Here is a 17,431-nt window from a genome sequence, read left to right as displayed (position 1 = left end):
TGGAGGACTCGGAGTACGGCGAAGATCGGGGGACAGGCGATCATGGCCCAGGACAAAGTCGACTTCAGTTCGGTCGCGTGGGGTTCTGTCGAGTGGACCAACCTGGTGACCCTCTACCTGCGGGCATACGAAAGCCGCACGAAGCGACCCATCCTCGGTGACCACGCTGCCGCGGCGGCTGTCGACCGGATCGACTACGACTTCAAGCGGATTCATCGCACATCGCTGCCGGTCTCCAACCAGTACCTGGTGGTGTTGCGCGCGAAACGACTCGACGACTGGTGCGCGGACTTCCTGCGTCGACACCCCGATGCAGTCGTGCTGCACCTCGGATGCGGTCTGGACGGGCGGATATTCCGGCTCTCCGTTCCTGCCTCCGCGTTGTGGTTCGACCTGGATCAGCCGGCCGTCATCACGTTGCGACGCCGGTTGTATGACGACGCCCCGGGCTACCGCATGATCGGCTCATCTGTGACCGATCCGGGGTGGCTGGCCGATATCCCGACTGGGCGGCCCACTCTCGTCGTTGCCGAGGGCCTGCTGATGTACCTGCCGGAAGCCGGGGTCCGACAGCTGCTGGCCGGGCTGACGGACCGATTCGCCAGTGGCGAAATGCTTTTCGATACCCTCACACCGGTCGCGCCGTTGATGTCGAGAATGTTCACCAAGGGGATCGTGAAGTGGGGCATCCGCGACGTCCGCAGTCTGGAAATCTGGAATCCGAGGCTGCATTTCCTGGAACAGAAACCATTGCTGGCCGACTACGACGAGATTCCCGCCGCGGGGGTGCGGTTGCTTTATAAAATTTTGTCCCGACTGTTCGGGGGGTCCTACGACGTGCTGAACCGCTTCGAGTATCGAGCTGACCCAGCGATCGCGTAGCGTCCTCCCAATGGAGCTATCCGGCAAGAGTGTTCTGCTCACGGGTGCCACCGGCGGCCTGGGAAGGGCGATCGCCACGGCGCTCGCCGACCGCGGTGCCCACCTGATCCTGAGTTCGCGCAAGGCTGCGGAACTAGAGGAACTCGCGGCTTCGCTTTCCGGGAGCGGACACCGCTCGATCGTCAGCGATCTCGCCGAGCCCGGCGCCGCCCCGGCCCTCCTTGGCGACGCAGGCACGTTCGACGTACTGGTGGCGAACGCGGCACTGCCGGCGTCGGGGAAGCTGGACAGCTTCACCGCCGAGCAGATCGACCGGGCACTGCGGGTCAATCTCGAGGTGCCGGTACAGATGGCTCGCGAGCTGATACCGGCGTTCACCGCCCGGGGATCGGGTCACTTCGTTTTCATCTCGTCGATCTCCGGTAAGACTTCGACCCCACGCGCGTCGCTGTACGCGGCGACCAAATTCGGCCTGCGCGGCTTCGCCCTGTGTCTGCGCGACGACCTGCGACCCGCGGGTGTGGGTGTCTCCGTCGTCAGCCCGGGCGCGATCGGCGGCGCTGGGATGTTCGCCGAATCGGGAGCTGCCGCGCCGCCCCTGATCGGCACCGGAAAGCCCGAACAGGTAGGCGCCGCAGTAGTCAGCGCGATCGAGAACAATCGCGGCGAGGTCACGGTGGCCCCGCTACGCCAGCGGGTGCTGGCAAGGTTCGCGGCGAATCTGCCAGAGGTGTCCTCTCGGCTGGCCGGCGGCGTCGCCGCAAAGGCGGCGGACGAAATCGCCGCGGGCCAGACCCACAAGCGCTGAGAGCCCAAACCGACCGGCAGCGCAGAAGTACTGGCATCCTGGCCACGTGGGGCTGCTGATCCGCTTTCTCGAGTTGCTGCTTCTCCTCTTGCCACTGATCGGACTGATTGCCGCAGGCATCAGGGCGATCTCATCGATGAGCCGGCGGGCGGGGGAGACGGCAGGCGACTCCGTCGCGGACCAGATTCCCGGCCCGCGCCGCACCGGGCGCGAATCGGGGCGCGAATCCGGCACGGTCAACCCGGCGGCCCAGTGGCAGGCGATCAAGCGCGCCATCGACGCGCACGAACGCACCGATGCACGCTGGTTGGAGTACGAGCTCGACGCCACCCGACTGCTGGACTTTCCGGTCATGACCGACATGCGGGAGCCGTTGACGACGTGCTTCCACAAAGCCAAGCTGCGTGCGGACCTGTTTCGGCCGATGCGCGCCGAAGACCTCCTCGACGACCGCGACGCTGCCGACCGATATCTCGAGGCGGTGCAGGATTACGTGACCGCATTCGAAACCGCCGAAGCGGAGTCGATGCGCAGGCGAAGAAGTGACTTCTCGGGCGAGGAACAGCAGCGCCTGGCCCGAGCGCAGAATCTGCTTCGGGTCGCCGCCGATTCCGCCGCGACCGGACCGGAGCGCAAGCGTGCGTATGGGTTGGCACGCGCTGAACTCGACGGCCTGATCGTGTTGCCCGACAACACGCGAAACAGCATCGAGCGCGGAATCGCCGGCGAGATCGACGGCTAGGCCGCGGTTGCGCGCACCGGCGCTACGACGAACCCGCGTCGCTGTGCAATCGCACCATCCGCGTCGTGGTGCTTTCGTCGAGGTCGACCAGCTCGCTGCGCGATCGCAGAAAATCACTGAAGGACTTGAAGCCCAGCGACTTCTCACTGAACGACGGGTTCATGCGCTTCATCTGGGCTTTGACCTCGGAGTTGTGCAGCCAGTCCGCGTCGTCCTTCTCCTGGCCAATGCGAAGCGCGCGTTCGAGTAGTCCGGTGGCCGCGGCCTGCGGGTCGGGCGGGGGTGGCTCGTCATCGGACTCGGCGGCGCTCGAGTTCCGTCCACGCTTCTTGGGTTGCGGTGCCGCGGCGGTCGGCGAAATTCCTGGCAAAGCGTCGTAGGTGAGGAACTCATCGCACGCCGCGGCCAGCGACTGGCTGCTGGCGCCGGCGACGCCGATACCGACGACGTGGCGGCCGAGCCGTTTGCAGCGCTGCGCCAGCGCGATGTAGTCGGAGTCTCCGCCGACGATCACCACGTGCGTCAGGTCGGGCAGCCGGAACATGTCCTCGACCGCGTCAACGGCCAACCGGATGTCGGCGCCGTTCTTGCCGTAGGCGGCGGCCGGGAACAGTTGGACGAGGTCAACCGCACGCCCGACCAGCTGCCGATGGTAGGCGGCGTTGACTTCCGCGGACCAGTCCGCGTAGGCACGGGTGAGCACCAGCGTGCCGAATGAAGAGGCGAAGTCCATGACGGCACCCAGGTCGACGGTCGCCACCCGCAACCGTTCCTTGTCCAGGCCCTTGGCTTTGTCACGCTGGAATGTGTTGCGGCCGTGCACCTGGTCGTAGCGCGAGATCACAATGTTGTCGAAGTCGAAGTAGACGGCCACCCGGGTCGCGCTGGAGTCGGTCATCCGGACATCGTCCGCCATTCGGATGTCAACGGCCAGTACCCGCGTCGGCTTTCGTGGCGGGTTTCCTACGGGCTTGGTAGGCGGTGCCGCGTTCGTCGCGCGTCCACAGGATGTCGTCGTCGCCGACTTCTGTTCCCTCGCTGATCAATTGACGTTTGAGTACCTTGTGGGTGGCAGTGCTGGGCAGCTCGGCCGCGATACGCACATAGCGTGGCCGCGCTTTGGGCGACAGGTCCGGCTGCGCATCGAGGAACTCCTCGAATGACTCCGGGTCGAAAGTGCGTCCGTCATGGAGGACGACCGCCGCCATCACCTGGTCGCCCACCTGCCCGTCCGGAACTGCGTACACTGCGACGCGGTTGATTGCTCTGTGCCGCAACAGAATTCGCTCAATCGGTGCGGCTGCGAGGTTCTCGCCATCGACCCGCATCCAATCAGCGGTCCGGCCTGCGAGAAAAATCCAGCCGTCGGCGTCCTTGTAGGCCAGGTCGCCGGACCAGTACATGCCGTCCCGCATACGTTCGGCATTGGCTTGAGGGTCGTTGTAGTAACCGCTGAAGAATCCCGATCCGGCAGTGTTGACCAGCTCACCGACGGCTTCGTCAGCGTTGATCAGTGCGCCGTGCTCGTCGAGTTCGGCAATTGCGCACTCGGTAACGGTGTCGCTGTTGTAGATCGCGACTCCCGCGAACCCTTTGCCGATCGAACCCCGCGGGGTACCGGGTTCGCGCACCACGATGACCGCGTTCTCAGTGGAACCGAAGCCGTCCTCCACCCGAACGTCGAAGCGACGCCCGAACTCTTCGATGTCTTTCTCGTTGGCCTCGTTGCCAAAAGCCACCCGTAGCGAGTTATCGGAATCGTTGTCGTGTTCGGCGGTCGCCAGGATGTACGCAAGTGGCTTACCGACGTAGTTCATGTAGGTGACGTTGTACCGGCGAACATCGCTGAGGAAACTGCTCGCCGAGAATTTCGCGGGCACTATCGCGGCCCCGGAGACGACCGCGGGGGCCCAACCCGCCACCACCGCGTTGGAATGGAACAGCGGCATCGACACATAACACGTGTCCTGCGTGGTCAGAGCGAATCGCTCGGTCAGGCTGCGCCCGGAAAATGTCGGCATCAGGTGTGAGACCTGAACCGCCTTAGGGTTTCCGCTGGTACCGGAGGTGAAGATCATCATGAACGGGTCCATCATCTCGACCCGCCGATAGGGGACCAACGGGCCTGCGGCAGCGATCAGTTCCGCCCATTCAGGTGTCGACACATCAAGGATCTGTGTGCCGGATAGGTCCAAACCCTCGAGTAGGCCACGATGCTCGGCATCGGTCACCACAATCTGACAGTCTGCGCGCGCAATGTCGGCGGCCAGGGCCGCGCCGCGTCGTGTTGTGTTCAACCCGCACAACACATAACCACCCAGCCCGGCAGCCGCCATCTGCGTCAGCATTTCGGGCGTGTTGCCCAGTAGCGAACCGATGTGCATCGGCCGACTCCTGTCGGCGGCGGCCAGTAAAGCGGCTGCCTGCGTGGCCGACTTCGCCAGGTACTGGCTCCAAGTCCATTGCAGATCAGCGTATTTCACCGCAAGCGCGAAATCGGACACCCGCTGTTCGAGCAGTGCCTGAACCGTGTCGGTCATGAACTCGGTTCCGTCCGTTCATTCGTCGCGTCACGCTGCTGGTCGATGTAGGTGCTTACGATATCCACCAATATCTGGCGGTCCATGGTTGTGTCGACCGTTCGGTGCAAGACAAGCTGGTTGGCGACCATGCCGCGCAGGCTGGTCAGCAGGTGCTCACTGATGGCAGCGCTTCGGGTCGGGTCGAGATCGCGGTCGATCGCGGCAACTAGCGCATCGGACGTCTTTACCAGGCGTCTGATGTGCCCGGTCGCCACCGCCCCTCGGGTAGCGCGGGTGCCGATCAGGATCTCCGTTGCGGCGCGTCCGATAGGACTCGACAAGGCGCGCCAGCTAGCGGACACGACCGCGTCCACTCGGTCGCGGGTGGGTGCATCCGGCCCGGCCGGCGGCATGGTTTCGATGGCGTCCAGAAATTGGTTGAAAGATTGGTTGACGACCGCCATCAGTAAGCCGTCGCGGTCCCCGAAGTGATATTGGATTACTCCCCAGGTGACGCCCGCGGTCTCGGCGATATGTCGACCGCTCGCGGCGCCCATGCCCTCGTTCAACACGATTCCAACGGCGACGTCGATAATTGTGGCGCGCGTCTGATCGGCTCGGGCCTGATTGCCGGGGGCGGACGGATTCCAATCAGCCTTGTGCGACGTCACCACACGATCACCACACCTACCCGACTACGCTCGCGCGGTCTAAAGACCGCAACCGTTCACAACCGTTGCGATTTACAGGTTATGTCAACGCCGCCTGACATCCGACGCCGCCCTGACTGTCAGCGGGTCGCCGACGCCGCTACTACGTGGTTGCACCCTGGACTGGACTATTGAGACTTCCGTAGCCGACCATTACTTCGTATATCGAATAGATTCGGCGCCCGATGAAAAGCTGAAATGTAAAGATATTTGACAAGGCGAGTCCTTGAGTTAATCAAAGATCAGAATGTAGAGTTTCCGTCGAGATGATAGATGAATTCAGTGCGTAGCTGCCGGGGGTCTGCGGGCGAGTCCCAGTGGCGCGCGCGACGCGGTGACTCGTCGAAGCTGAACCCAGGTGCGCGGCGGACATGAAAGGCTCTGGACTCGAACCATATTGGACACAAGTGGATCAGCTCGCGACCGGATCGCGCACGAGCGACCGCGGTAGACGGGCCGCTGCGTGGGAAGTCAGACAGTTCTCACCAATACACCAATTCGCACAATGGCTATCTTGAGAAAACAACTTGAATTTCGTCCCAATGTATTGAAGTCAGATATCTTCGCAATACTCATTCGCAGACACGAAAGGAAGGCGATGAACACGCGCGGCAACACGAGCAACTCGGGAATTTCCCCGGGTCGCGCGCTGGCCCTGGTAGGCGCGGTCATCTTCATCGCGGCGACAATTGAGCGTTGGTTCGGAATCGACCAGACTGTGCCGCATCGCCGACGTCGATGAGCGGGGTCGCGGCGGGTAGACCCGCCTAGCCCCTGTGGTTGCGGCCCTTATGCTTGTGAAGATGGTCGACAAAACCACGTGCGCGATCATCGGTGGCGGTCCGGCCGGCATGGTTCTCGGGCTGCTGTTGGCACGCGCGGGTGTGGACGTCACCCTGATGGAAAAGCACGGCGACTTCCTACGCGATTTCCGCGGCGACACGGTGCATTGCACGACGATGCGGCTACTCGATGAGCTTGGCCTGTGGGAGCGTTTCTCCCGCTTGTCGTATTCCGAGGTCCGCAAAGCAACATTCGAATCCAACGGGCGCCCAGTCACCTACATCGACTTCGAGCGGTTGCGGCAACCCCATCCCTTCATCGCGATGGTCCCGCAATGGGACCTGTTGAACCTGCTCGCGGAAGCCGCAACGGCCGAACCGAGCTTCACACTCCGGATGAACACCGAGGTGACGGGGCTGCTGAAGGACGAGGGCAGGGTGACCGGCGTGCGCTATCGAGGACCCGACGGTGCGGGCGAATTGCGCGCCGAACTCACCGTCGCCTGCGACGGACGATGGTCGATCGCGCGACACGAGGCCGGCCTGAAGACGCGGGAGTATCCGGTGAAGTTCGACGTCTGGTGGTTTCAACTACCGCGCAAAGACGACACGGAATTTTCTTTCTTGCCGCGAACGGGCCCGGGCAAAGCTTTGGGCGTGATCCCGCGCAAAGGCTATTTCCAAATCGCTTACATCGGGATCAAGGGAACCGACGCGCGGCTGCGGGAGCAGGGCATCGAGGCGTTTCGCCGCGACGTAGCCGCGTTGGTGCCCGAGGCCGTCGGGTCGGTGGACGCGTTGGGGTCCATGGATGACGTCAAACATCTCGACGTCCGGGTGAACCGCTTGCGCCGGTGGCATTGCGACGGCCTGCTGTGCATCGGCGATGCCGCGCATGCGATGTCTCCGATGGGGGGAGTAGGGATCAACCTCGCAGTTCAGGATGCCGTCGCGGCCGCGACCATCCTGGCCGAGCCACTGCGGCGGCGCCAAGTCACCGAGCGGGATCTGGCGGCTGTCCGGCGTCGACGTGTATTCCCTACTTTGGTAACGCAATTCGTGCAGCGGATCATGCACCGAGGGCTACTCGGGCCGCTTCTTCGTGGTGCGGATCCGGCGCCGCCGGCGGCTCTGTTCAAGGCAATCGAGCTGTTGCCGTGGCTATCGATTGTGCCGGCGTACTTCGTTGGGGTCGGGGTGTTGCCTGAGCATGCACCCGCATTTGCCCGACGAGATTCCGATTGACGGGTGGTGTCAATGTCTGACAACGGATTTCAGGTCGGCTCCCCGCTGCAAATCGGAATTCTGGGTGCGGCCCGTATCGCTCCGTCTGCGCTCATCAATCCCGCCAGGGACAATGCCGAGGTAGTGATCGCCGCGGTGGCCGCCCGCGATGTGTCACGGGCCCGCGCATTTGCTGCCAAACATGGCATCGCTCGCGCGCACGACAGCTACGAGGCTCTGATCGCCGACCCGGAACTCGACGCCATTTACAATCCATTGCCCAACGGCCTACACGGCCGATGGACGCGGGCCGCGCTGGCCGCCGGCAAGCACGTGCTGTGCGAGAAGCCGTTCACCGCCAACGCCGCCGAGGCCCGCGAAATCGCCGAGGTGGCATCAAAATCGGACCGGGTGGTGATGGAGGCGTTTCACTACCGCTACCACCCGCTGGCCTTGCGCATAGAGCAGATCATCGCCTCGGGTGAACTGGGCGCACTGCGTCGTGTCGAAGCGGCCATGTGTTTCCCGCTGCCGAAGTTCTCCGACATCCGTTACAACTACGCACTGGCCGGCGGGGCAACAATGGACGCCGGCTGTTATGCGGTGCACATGGTGAGAACATTTGGTGGCAGCACTCCGGAAGTTGTTTCTGCACAGGCGAAACTACGCGATCCACAGGTGGACCGCGCGATGACAGCCGAGCTGAGGTTCGCGGAAGGCCATACCGGCCGTATTCGTACCTCGATGTGGTCAACGGATCTGTTGCGGATGAGTGTTCGGGTGGTCGGCAGCGAAGGCGAGCTCAGCGCGCTGAATCCCGTTGTGCCGCAGATATTCCACCGACTGTCAGTCAAATCGGCCAATGGCAGGCGGACGGAACGATTCCCGCGCCGCGCCTCCTACGCGTATCAACTCGATGCGTTTGCGTCCGCAGTCCTGTGCGGTGAGCCGATAAAATCCACACCGGAGGATGCTGTCGAGAACATGACCGTCATCGACGCGATCTACCGCGCCGCCGGCCTGCCACTGCGAGAGCCCAGCTGAGCGGCTAAGCGGTTGCGACACTTGCTAATAACCGCCGTGCCGCATCGACGCAGGGCCGCAGCCGATCGATCGGACTGACGCCGGACATCGCCAGAGCTCGTTGAGGTACCTCGAGCTCGATCGTCAGGTCAGGGGGAAGCGCACTGATGAGGGCATGCAGAGGTAGTTCACCGTCGCCGGGAGCCAACCGTTCGAACATGGCTTCCTCCATATAGTTGGCGATGTTCGGCCGCAGTGTCGTGTCATTGACTTGGGCATAGCCGATACAACCTGGATCGATGGCGGCGAGATCAGCAACGCTACATCCCGACCGCGATATGTGCATGGTGTCGATCAGGAGCTGAAAATCTCCGCGGCCCACGTGCTCGACGGCCGCCAAGGCGGTGGGAATGTCGCAGACGGTCAGGGTGGGGACACACTCGAGGACTGTGCTGAGCCGACGCTGCGCTGCGAGTTCGGCCAGTATCGCGAACTGATCGAAGGTGCGGCCGCGATCCGGGTCGAGACTGACAACGTTGATCCGCGGGATTCCAAGCTCTGCAACCATATCGAGATCGTCCTGCTGCTTGCGTACATCACCGTTGGGCAGGACGAGGAATCCGTCGGCGAGGCTGATCGTCACACCGCGGTGATTCAATCTGGTGCGCAGCGCATTTCGTAGCGCTTCGTCTTTCTTGAGCGAGAACGGTGCATAGCCCAATGGGGCCAACGGGAGTCCCTGTAGAAACATCGAAATGTGTTGCCAGCCTAAGTCGGCGGCGAGATCGACGAACTGCAACGGCGGAAGTCCCAACACGCTGAGGAAACCGATGCCGAGTTGGTGCATGTGACGATCTTTGTGCAGGTTGGACGGCCCGGCAACGGGCTGAACGCTGATTGAAATCTGCCCGTGGGGGGTAAGCATTAGGGACTGACGCAAATCAGCCCCGGATGCGGCACTTCAATTGCGTTTTAGTCCCGTTTTGTGGACCAACCGAGACCGGGTCGAGCGGAAGGCTAGAAAATGATGATGATCAGGAAAATTGCCGGTGCGGCACTTGTGGCCGGAATGCTTGGTGCCGGTGCACTGGGTGCAGGCACAGCGCAGGCCAAGCCCGGACCGCACATTCCGGGTCCACCTCCGATCCCAGGCATAGACGGACCAGCAAACTGGCGCCCGGGGCCGCCCCCAGGCCAGATCAAGAAATACTGCCCTTGGCAATCGCCTCCCGGTCAATGGGTTGGCGGCCCGCACGGAATTCCCTGCACCTGAGCGGCCCTGAGTCAACGCAGACCGCTGCGCTAGGGACGTGTGGTCGGACGTGTCGTGAGCCACTAGCGCTACGCGACTAGATGGCGATGTGAGGAAGCGGCACTGAGGAAGCCAACCGATCGGCCCACCGATACCCCCGAAACACCTGCGTAGCTGCGGTTCTCCGACACGGTGCACAGGACTTCGGTGTTGGAGTGATGAGTCGGAGTGTCCAATTCTGGTCCGCAGACGTCAATGTAGAGGGCCGCACGTTGTTCGGCACGTTCCGAATACCGCGTTTGGCATCAAGGATTGAATTGCCGACAGCTTCGTTTGCTGCCTTACCGACACTACGAATATAGAGTACGCTCGGCGACCAGCCCTACGGATTGGTCAATGGACAAACGACGCAGACCCAACCCCAGCGAGCGCCGACGCGATCTTTGCGATGTGGCGATTCAACTTTTGGCAGACGACGGCGCTAAAGGGTTGAGTCATCTCAAGGTCGACCGCAAGGCTGCCGTGCCCGACGGGACGACGTCATTCTATTTCCGGACTCGTTCCGCGCTACTGCTTGCCGTCGCTGAACGGTTGGCCGAGTTGGACCTGGCGAACTTGCAGTCGGTCGCCGACAACGCCGACGGCAGTCGCGCCGGACACTCGCCGTCGTTGTTGTCACAGGTGGTGATTCAGTCCGGCTGCGAGCCGGAGCTGTCGCGGACCAGGGCCAGGTACGAGCTCACTATGCAGGCCGCGCGTGACCCTGCGCTAGCCGCCACCCTGCAGCACGGGACGGACGCATTCACCAAGCTGCACCGGGAGATCCTGGTCCAGCTCATGCCGCGCGGTGCGGAACTGGAACCGGCGGTCATCGAGGATCTAAGCAACGTCACGCTGACGTTCATCAACGGGCTGCTGGTGCGGCTCGCGCATGGCGATCGATTAGTCGACACCGCCGAGCAGCTCGATGGGATCCTGTCCGCGATCGCCACCGGGATTCTGAAGAACCCGCAGCGGGGGCGGCTGACTCGCACCACCAATGTTCCAGCGCAGACTCCGGGCTTGCCATGACATCCGTCGTGTGGTTCTCTACGAGTATAGAGAATAGTGACGTTAAATGAGCTCGATTACAGCCCGGGCCGTGCACGCAAGTGAGCAACGCATTTAAGCGCTCCGTATAAATTGCGGAATCCGATTGGGTTGCTCGACGCCGGCAGTGCCGGCGGGGGTTCGGGATGCTTCGACATACGAAAATGCCGGTGGTAGGAGGGATTTCGTGACGACGAGCACCGATAGCCAGGTCAGATTCGATCCGTATGATGTCGGCCTCATCGCCGATCCCTATCCGATGTTCGCGCGACTGCGCGACGAAGCGCCGCTTTACTACAACGCGCAATTTGACTTCTTTGCGCTGAGTCGGTTCGCCGATGTCAATAAGGCACTTGTCGACCACGCCACCTTCAGCTCCGCGCGCGGCGCGATCCTGGAACTGATCAAGGCGAATCTGGACATTCCGTCGGGACTGCTGATCTTCGAAGACCCCCCCATTCACGACCTGCACCGCAAGTTGCTGTCGCGCATGTTCACGCCACGCAAGATCGGTGCATTGGAGCCGATGATTCGGGGGTTCTGCGCCCAGTCGCTCGATCCGTGTGTTGGCACGGGACGGTTCGACTTCGTCAACGATCTGGGGGCCCAGATGCCGATGAGAGTCATCAGCGCGCTGCTGGGCATCCCCGAGGACGACCAGGAGTACATCCGCGATCGGGGCAATGCCCAATTGCGCACCGAGGCCGGCAAGCCGATGCAGGCCGCCGAACAGGGCGTGTCGGTCGGCGAGCAGTTCGCGGCCTACATCGACTGGCGCGCGGATAATCCGTCCGACGACATCATGACCGAACTGCTCAATGTCGAGTTCGTCGACGAGACCGGCACCACCCGGCACCTCACTCGGGACGAGATTCTGGTTTACCTCAACGTCGTCGCCGGCGCGGGCAACGAGACGACGACGCGGCTGATCGGTTGGGCGGGCAAGGTGCTGGCCGAGCACCCCGATCAGCGTCGCGAGCTCGCCGAGAACCCCAACCTCATTCCGCAGGCGATCGAGGAGCTGCTGCGGTATGAACCGCCGGCTCCGCACGTTTCGCGCTACATGACCCGCGATATCTCCCTGTACGGACAGACGGTGCCCGAGGGCGCCGTGATGATGATGCTCATCGGCGCCGCATGCCGGGACCCGCGCCAGTTCGGGCCGGACGCCGACGAATTCAACATCCACCGGGAAGTTCGTCCGCACCTCACGTTCAGCGTGGGAACGCATTTCTGTCTGGGTTCCGCGCTGGCCCGTCTGGAAGGACGCATCGCCTTGGAGGAAATCCTGAAACGATTTCCGGAGTGGGAAGTGGACCTCGACCAGGCCCAGCTCAGCCCGACCTCGACGGTTCGAGGCTGGGAATCCATGCCGGCGACGATCTCGTCATGACCCCGACGACTGGACGGGTTGCCAGCAGGGTCGCGCTCATCAGCGGCGCCGCCCGCGGCCAGGGCCGCAGTCACGCGGTGCGTCTGGCGCAGGAAGGCGCAGACATCATCGCGGTTGATGTCTGCGGGCCGATCGAGAACCTGGCCTACCCGCACTCCACCCCGGCGGATCTGGAAGAAACCGCCGATCTCGTCAGGGCTCTGGACCGACGCATTGTGACCGCACAGGTCGATGTACGGGACTACGACGCACTCAAGTCCGCCGTCGACAGCGGTGTGGAGCAACTGGGCCGGCTCGACATCATCGTCGCAAACGCGGGCATCGGCACTTTTGGCAACAAGCTGCACAGGATCCCGGAGAACACCTGGCAGCACATGATCGACGTCAACCTCTCCGGGGTCTGGAAGACGGTGAAAGCCGTTGTGCCACATGTCATCGCCGGCGGACGGGGTGGCTCCATCATCATGACCGGCTCGGTGGGATCGCATAAGGCGCTTGCCTACACCGGCCACTACATTGCCGCCAAACACGGCGTCATGGGCTTGATGCGAAGCTTCGCCGTCGAGTTGGGCCAGCACATGATTCGGGTGAACTCGGTTCATCCCAGCCAGGTGAACACTCCGATGACCATGAACGACGTGACATTTCGGCTGTTCCGGCCGGATCTGGAGAACCCCGGTCCCGATGACTTCGCCCCGTTCTCGCAGATGACGCACACGCTTCCGGTGCCGTGGGTCGAAGCGAAGGACATCAGCAACGCGGTGTTGTTTCTTGCCTCGGACGAATCTCGCTATATCACTGGCGTTTCGCTGCCCGTCGATGCGGGTGCTCTGCTCAAGTAGACCTTGGCTCAATTAGGTAACGGAACTGGAGATCTCATGCCTGAGTACGACTACGAAGAGATGAAGAAGGAAGCCGCGCAGTACATCAAGTTCGAAAAAGACGTCCAGAACAGGATCGCCTACATCACCTTCGACCGGCCCGACGCGCAGAACGCGACCAGCTTGGGCATGCGTCAGCTCTACGCCGATCTGATCCACAAATGCAACGTGGACGATGACGTCAAAGTCGTGGTAATCCGCGGTGAGGGCGAAGATTTCGGCAGCGGCGGCGACCTGCCCGAACAGCGGGGGATGCTGGAAAATCCCGGCATGCCGTTGCTGCATGAGCTGGCGATCAACGACGACGACGTCAAGTACCCGCCGGGTGGCTCCTACCGGTACCTGTCCACCGTCACCGACTTCTACGCTAAGGCGCGGGCCGGCAATCGACCGCTTCAGGAGCTCCGCAAGATCAGCATCATCGAAGCCAAGGGCTACTGCTACGGCTGGCACTTCTACCAAGCCGGCGACGCCGATCTGGTGATCTCGTCTGACGACGCGCTGTTCGGGCATCCGGCATTCCGATACGTGGGCTGGGGACCGCGCCTCTGGTGGTGGGCCGAGACCATGGGCTTGCGTAAATTCTCCGAAATGCTCTTCACCGGAAGGCCGTTCAGCGCCAAGGAGATGTACGAGTGTGGCTTCCTCAACAGTGTCGTACCGCGCGACAAGCTGGAAGAAGAGACGCTGAAGTATGCGACGGCCTGCTCCCGTTCCCGTCCGACCGACACGGTCGCGGTGCAGAAGACCTTCCTGGAGCTTTACAAGCAGCACAAGGGTGAGTACTTCGGGAGTTTGCTCACCGGCATGGTCGAGGGAATGTTACCGATGATCGCCAACGACCAGGACAACGAGGTCGACCTCACCGAAGGCACCTTCAAGAAGGGCCTCAACAATGTTGTGAAGGACAACGATCTGAACTTCCCGCCCGAGTGGCGGCTCAGCCGTTCGGGGCGAAACAAGCCCTGATCGCGTTGCGAGCGAGGATATGTCGGCACTGACGGGTATCCGGATCGTCGAGCTGACCGACTCGGTGGCCGGCGAATACTGCGGGAAGTTGCTGTCTGACTTCGGTGCCGAGGTCGTCAAGATCGAGGCGCCCGAGTGCGGCAGCCGCACCCGGGCCATGTCGCCGATCATCGCCGACGGTTGCGAAGGCAGCGCATTGTTTGGCTACCTGAACACCAACAAATGCTCGGTAGAGCTGGACGTCAATGTGGTCGCCGGTATCGAGCGCCTGCAGCAACTCATCGGCGATGCCGACGCAGTGATCGGCGAACACACCGGGCGGTGGGCTGAACAGCATCCCAACGTGGTGTTTTGCTCGATCACTGCGTTCGGCGATGACGCTCCCGTCGAGTTTGCCAATGCCAGCAGCATCAACGTATTTCATGCCAGCGGCTGGGGCTATCACACGCCCAGCCACGCCGATCCGGGCGAACCGCCGCTGCAGGGCCCCGGTCGCCATCTGGCCGACTACGAAGCCGGACTGGACGCCGCACTGTGCGTGACGGCCGCACTGTTCCGCCGTTTGCACACCGGCCAAGGGGAATCCATCGATATCTCTGCGCAGGCCGTCCTGGCGTCGCGAGCCGACTGCATCGTGGGCCGGCTCGTCACCGGCGAGGTTCCCGCCGGGGTCGACCGCGGTGATTACGATCAGCAGGGTCCGGCCTCGTTCTTCGCCTGCTCGGACGGATTCGTCTACCTGTACATGACCAGCGCCGCGCACTGGTTGGGTGTCAAAAACCTACTGAATCAGGCGGATTGGCTTGATGCCTTCGCCGATGATTGGCTGGAGTTCTCTGTCACTCCGGAGAAGGTCGCAACATTTCAGCGGGGATTCGCGGCATGGGTCGCAGGGTTGCTAAAAGAGGCTGTCGCCGACCGGGCACAGCGCCTGGGCGTGCCCCTGGTCCCAGTCAACAGTGCCGAAGATCTGCACCGCTCGGCCCAGTACCGCCACCGCGGGTTCTTCCGGCGCGTGCAGCATCCCGTACTCGGCACGGCCGCATATCCGACCGTCCCGTACGCCCTCAGTGCCACGCCCGCTGAGATCAGCTCTGCGGCACCACTTCTCGGCCAACACACCACGCGTTTCATCGATCGCCCGCGCACCTCGCCGACTGCACTCACGCCGCGGGCAACGCATCTTCGACCGGCCAGGAATCGGCGCGGTGGGCCGCTGGCAGGGGTCCGCGTAGTGGAGCTCACCAAAGTGTGGGCGGGACCCTACGCAGGAAAGCTCCTGGCCCTGCTCGGCGCTGAAGTCATCAAGGTCGAGTCGGCGGCGACCCCAGAAGAGATGCGTGCCTACGGCGGAACGGACATCAATCACGCGCCGTACTTCCTGAGCATCAACCCGGAAGTCCTCAGCGTGGACCTCGACATCAAAACTGCCGAAGGCAGCCAGCGGCTGCGTGAGCTGATCGCGCACAGCGATATCGTCGTCAACAATCTGCGGCCGGGTGCAATGGAGCGTCTGGGTCTGGGGTACGAAGAGCTCAAGGCCATCAATGAGGACATCATCTCGGTGTCGATCAAGATGTGGGGTAACGACGGTCCGTTGGGACACCAGACGGGTTATGCGCCTTGTTTCGCAGCGCTCGCGGGTCTCGCCTCATTGGTCGGGTATCCACAAGGCCCTCCGCGCGGCGCAAGCATGCGATACGGAGATTCCACCGTCGGTGCGGCCGCGGCATACGCTGCAGTGGTGGCGTTGCTGCATCGCGATCTCAGCGGAGCGGGCCAATCCGTGGATGTTTCGGCCGTTGAGGCCCTGTCTTCGATGGTCGGTGATCGACTGCTCGAGCAGAGTATTTCCGGTTCGCCGCTGGCACCGGAAGGTAATCGCCACCCGGATATGTGCCCACACGGGTGTTACCCGTGTGCTGACGGGGGCTGGATCAGCCTTGCTGTCGCCGAAGAAGTTCAATGGCAGCAACTGTGCGGTGTACTGCTCGCTCCTGGACTTGCCGACGATCCGCGTTACTCGACGATCGGGCACCGGCACCGCCACGTCGATGCGCTCGACGCCGCATTGGCGAGCCTCACGCGTGCCCATGATGCCGAAGTACTCGCCCAGCAGCTTCGCTCAGCCGGAGTTCCGGCCAGCAAGAGTGCCACGTCGGTCGACCTGATCAGCGACCAATTGCTCTGGGACCGCGGGCTTTACCGGTTCGTCAGCGATCACCTCGAAGGCCAACGGCCCGTCGTCGGCCCGTCGTGGCGGATGTCGAACGACCCGGCCCAGATTTCACGTGGGGCTCCCGACCTGGGGGAGGACACCGAATACGTCCTGCACGACATACTCCGCGGCGAAGCGGGATCCCGCTCATGACGGCGGTCCTGGCCGGTACCGCGGCACTGGTCACCGGCGCGAGTAGCGGAATCGGAGCGGCAACGGCCAAAGCCCTGGCCGCACAAGGAGCTGCGGTCGCGTTGTTGGCCCGGCGGGCCGACCGGCTGCGGGAACTGCAAAGCGAGATCGACTCCGCCGGCGGCACGGCCGTGGTGGTGCCGGCCGACGTCACCGACGCCGAACAGGTTGCGGCAGCAGTGCAGCGCACAGTGGATGAGCTGGGTCGCCTGGATACCTTGGTGAACAACGCCGGGTTGATGAGGATGGGGTCGGCAACCGAAGCGGCACTGCAGGATTGGGATGAACTGGTCAAGGTCAACATCCAGGGGGTCCTCTACGTCACCAGGGCGGCTCTTCCGCATCTGATTGCCGGCGCGGCCGACTCGCCGCGCGGCGTGGCGGATCTGGTCACCATCAGTTCCACGGCCGGCTGGGTGGCGCGTCCCGGCACCGCCGTCTATTCGCTGACCAAATTCGGGGTGAACGCCTTCAGCGAGGGTGTCCGTCAAGAGGTACTGGGCCAACGAGTCCGTGTCGGTGTCGTGGGCCCGGGGACCGTCGACACCGAGATCTTCACGCATCTGCCGACACCATCGCGGGAGGCGTTCGAGCGGCAGACCGCGGACATGGTCAAGCTGCGCTCGGAGGACATCGCCGACGCGGTGCTCTACATGGTGACCCGCGACCGCCGGGTGGCGATCAACCACATGTTGGTGCGCGCTGCCGAACAGACTTGGTGATCACCAGTTGCACAGTGATATT

At 63.0% G+C, this 17,431-nt stretch carries 15 protein-coding genes; 11 read left to right on the top strand and 4 right to left on the bottom strand.

The window, feature by feature from the left end; all coding sequences use genetic code 11:
- The first annotated feature begins 39 nt into the window (after window positions 1–39).
- The 3 genes from ACZY1I_RS21155 to ACZY1I_RS21145 are packed head-to-tail and all read left to right on the top strand — an operon-like array spanning window position 40 to window position 2,432.
- Window positions 40–882, top strand: a complete 843-nt coding sequence (locus ACZY1I_RS21155) for a class I SAM-dependent methyltransferase (RefSeq protein WP_463757152.1) — start codon at window positions 40–42, stop codon at window positions 880–882.
- Window positions 883–892: 10 nt separating this feature from the next.
- Window positions 893–1,690 (top strand): SDR family NAD(P)-dependent oxidoreductase, encoded by a 798-nt coding sequence (locus ACZY1I_RS21150; RefSeq protein WP_463756675.1) that lies wholly within the window; start codon window positions 893–895, stop codon window positions 1,688–1,690.
- Window positions 1,691–1,736: 46 nt separating this feature from the next.
- Window positions 1,737–2,432, top strand: a complete 696-nt coding sequence (locus ACZY1I_RS21145) for a hypothetical protein (RefSeq protein WP_463756673.1) — start codon at window positions 1,737–1,739, stop codon at window positions 2,430–2,432.
- 22 nt (window positions 2,433–2,454) lie between these two features.
- Here the strand turns inward: ACZY1I_RS21145 and ACZY1I_RS21140 are convergent, their stop codons facing one another.
- The 3 genes from ACZY1I_RS21140 to ACZY1I_RS21130 are packed head-to-tail and all read right to left on the bottom strand — an operon-like array spanning window position 2,455 to window position 5,625.
- Entirely contained in the window at window positions 2,455–3,330 is an 876-nt protein-coding gene (locus ACZY1I_RS21140) for an NYN domain-containing protein (RefSeq protein ID WP_463756671.1), read from the bottom strand.
- A gap of 25 nt (window positions 3,331–3,355) precedes the next feature.
- Complete coding sequence (gene fadD1, locus ACZY1I_RS21135; protein WP_463756669.1) at window positions 3,356–4,972, bottom strand: fatty-acid--CoA ligase FadD1; 1,617 nt, start codon at window positions 4,970–4,972, stop codon at window positions 3,356–3,358.
- Entirely contained in the window at window positions 4,969–5,625 is a 657-nt protein-coding gene (locus ACZY1I_RS21130; protein WP_463756667.1) for a TetR/AcrR family transcriptional regulator, read from the bottom strand. The genes fadD1 and ACZY1I_RS21130 overlap by 4 nt, the downstream gene beginning before the upstream one ends.
- A gap of 842 nt (window positions 5,626–6,467) precedes the next feature.
- On the opposite strand from ACZY1I_RS21130, the gene ACZY1I_RS21125 reads away from it, so the two are divergent.
- Together ACZY1I_RS21125 and ACZY1I_RS21120 are read left to right on the top strand one after the other, a co-directional pair.
- The gene (locus ACZY1I_RS21125; RefSeq protein WP_463756665.1) at window positions 6,468–7,691 is read left to right on the top strand and encodes an FAD-dependent oxidoreductase; all 1,224 of its coding nucleotides are present in this window, start codon (window positions 6,468–6,470) and stop codon (window positions 7,689–7,691) included.
- A gap of 12 nt (window positions 7,692–7,703) precedes the next feature.
- Window positions 7,704–8,714: a Gfo/Idh/MocA family protein gene (locus tag ACZY1I_RS21120; RefSeq protein WP_463756663.1), complete on the top strand. Its 1,011-nt coding sequence runs from the start codon at window positions 7,704–7,706 to the stop codon at window positions 8,712–8,714.
- 4 nt (window positions 8,715–8,718) lie between these two features.
- Here the strand turns inward: ACZY1I_RS21120 and ACZY1I_RS21115 are convergent, their stop codons facing one another.
- On the bottom strand, window positions 8,719–9,540 hold the full coding sequence (locus ACZY1I_RS21115) for a sugar phosphate isomerase/epimerase family protein (RefSeq protein ID WP_463756661.1): 822 nt from the start codon (window positions 9,538–9,540) through the stop codon (window positions 8,719–8,721).
- Window positions 9,541–10,341: 801 nt separating this feature from the next.
- Here ACZY1I_RS21115 and ACZY1I_RS21110 point away from each other — a divergent pair.
- The 6 genes from ACZY1I_RS21110 (at window position 10,342) to ACZY1I_RS21085 (ending at window position 17,409) form a co-directional block, all read left to right on the top strand.
- Window positions 10,342–11,016 (top strand): TetR/AcrR family transcriptional regulator, encoded by a 675-nt coding sequence (locus tag ACZY1I_RS21110; RefSeq protein ID WP_463756658.1) that lies wholly within the window; start codon window positions 10,342–10,344, stop codon window positions 11,014–11,016.
- A gap of 205 nt (window positions 11,017–11,221) precedes the next feature.
- The gene (locus tag ACZY1I_RS21105) at window positions 11,222–12,427 is read left to right on the top strand and encodes a cytochrome P450 (RefSeq protein WP_463756656.1); all 1,206 of its coding nucleotides are present in this window, start codon (window positions 11,222–11,224) and stop codon (window positions 12,425–12,427) included.
- On the top strand, window positions 12,424–13,269 hold the full coding sequence (locus tag ACZY1I_RS21100) for a mycofactocin-coupled SDR family oxidoreductase (RefSeq protein ID WP_463756654.1): 846 nt from the start codon (window positions 12,424–12,426) through the stop codon (window positions 13,267–13,269). The genes ACZY1I_RS21105 and ACZY1I_RS21100 overlap by 4 nt, the downstream gene beginning before the upstream one ends.
- Before the next feature lie 36 nt (window positions 13,270–13,305).
- Entirely contained in the window at window positions 13,306–14,277 is a 972-nt protein-coding gene (locus ACZY1I_RS21095) for an enoyl-CoA hydratase/isomerase family protein (RefSeq protein WP_463756652.1), read from the top strand.
- Between the two features lie 19 nt (window positions 14,278–14,296).
- Window positions 14,297–16,648 (top strand): CaiB/BaiF CoA-transferase family protein, encoded by a 2,352-nt coding sequence (locus tag ACZY1I_RS21090; protein ID WP_463756646.1) that lies wholly within the window; start codon window positions 14,297–14,299, stop codon window positions 16,646–16,648.
- Entirely contained in the window at window positions 16,645–17,409 is a 765-nt protein-coding gene (locus ACZY1I_RS21085; protein ID WP_463756644.1) for an SDR family NAD(P)-dependent oxidoreductase, read from the top strand. Before ACZY1I_RS21090 ends, ACZY1I_RS21085 begins: the two co-directional genes overlap by 4 nt.
- Window positions 17,410–17,431: the final 22 nt, after the last annotated feature.

Source organism: Mycobacterium sp. IDUB_37 (assembly GCF_055419245.1).
This window is presented reverse-complemented; position numbering and strand designations above follow the sequence as displayed.

Excerpts from the sequence above, each read along its gene's own strand:
- ACZY1I_RS21120 (WP_463756663.1), top strand. The coding sequence starts at position 7,704 with ATGTCTGACAACGGATTTCAGGTCGGCTCCCCGCTGCAAATCGGAATT.
- ACZY1I_RS21140 (WP_463756671.1), bottom strand. The coding sequence starts at position 3,330 with ATGACCGACTCCAGCGCGACCCGGGTGGCCGTCTACTTCGACTTCGAC.
- ACZY1I_RS21095 (WP_463756652.1), top strand. The coding sequence starts at position 13,306 with ATGCCTGAGTACGACTACGAAGAGATGAAGAAGGAAGCCGCGCAGTAC.
- ACZY1I_RS21090 (WP_463756646.1), top strand. The coding sequence starts at position 14,297 with ATGTCGGCACTGACGGGTATCCGGATCGTCGAGCTGACCGACTCGGTG.
- ACZY1I_RS21115 (WP_463756661.1), bottom strand. The coding sequence starts at position 9,540 with ATGCACCAACTCGGCATCGGTTTCCTCAGCGTGTTGGGACTTCCGCCG.
- fadD1 (WP_463756669.1), bottom strand. The coding sequence starts at position 4,972 with ATGACCGACACGGTTCAGGCACTGCTCGAACAGCGGGTGTCCGATTTC.
- ACZY1I_RS21100 (WP_463756654.1), top strand. The coding sequence starts at position 12,424 with ATGACCCCGACGACTGGACGGGTTGCCAGCAGGGTCGCGCTCATCAGC.
- ACZY1I_RS21085 (WP_463756644.1), top strand. The coding sequence starts at position 16,645 with ATGACGGCGGTCCTGGCCGGTACCGCGGCACTGGTCACCGGCGCGAGT.
- ACZY1I_RS21150 (WP_463756675.1), top strand. The coding sequence starts at position 893 with ATGGAGCTATCCGGCAAGAGTGTTCTGCTCACGGGTGCCACCGGCGGC.
- ACZY1I_RS21110 (WP_463756658.1), top strand. The coding sequence starts at position 10,342 with ATGGACAAACGACGCAGACCCAACCCCAGCGAGCGCCGACGCGATCTT.
- ACZY1I_RS21125 (WP_463756665.1), top strand. The coding sequence starts at position 6,468 with ATGGTCGACAAAACCACGTGCGCGATCATCGGTGGCGGTCCGGCCGGC.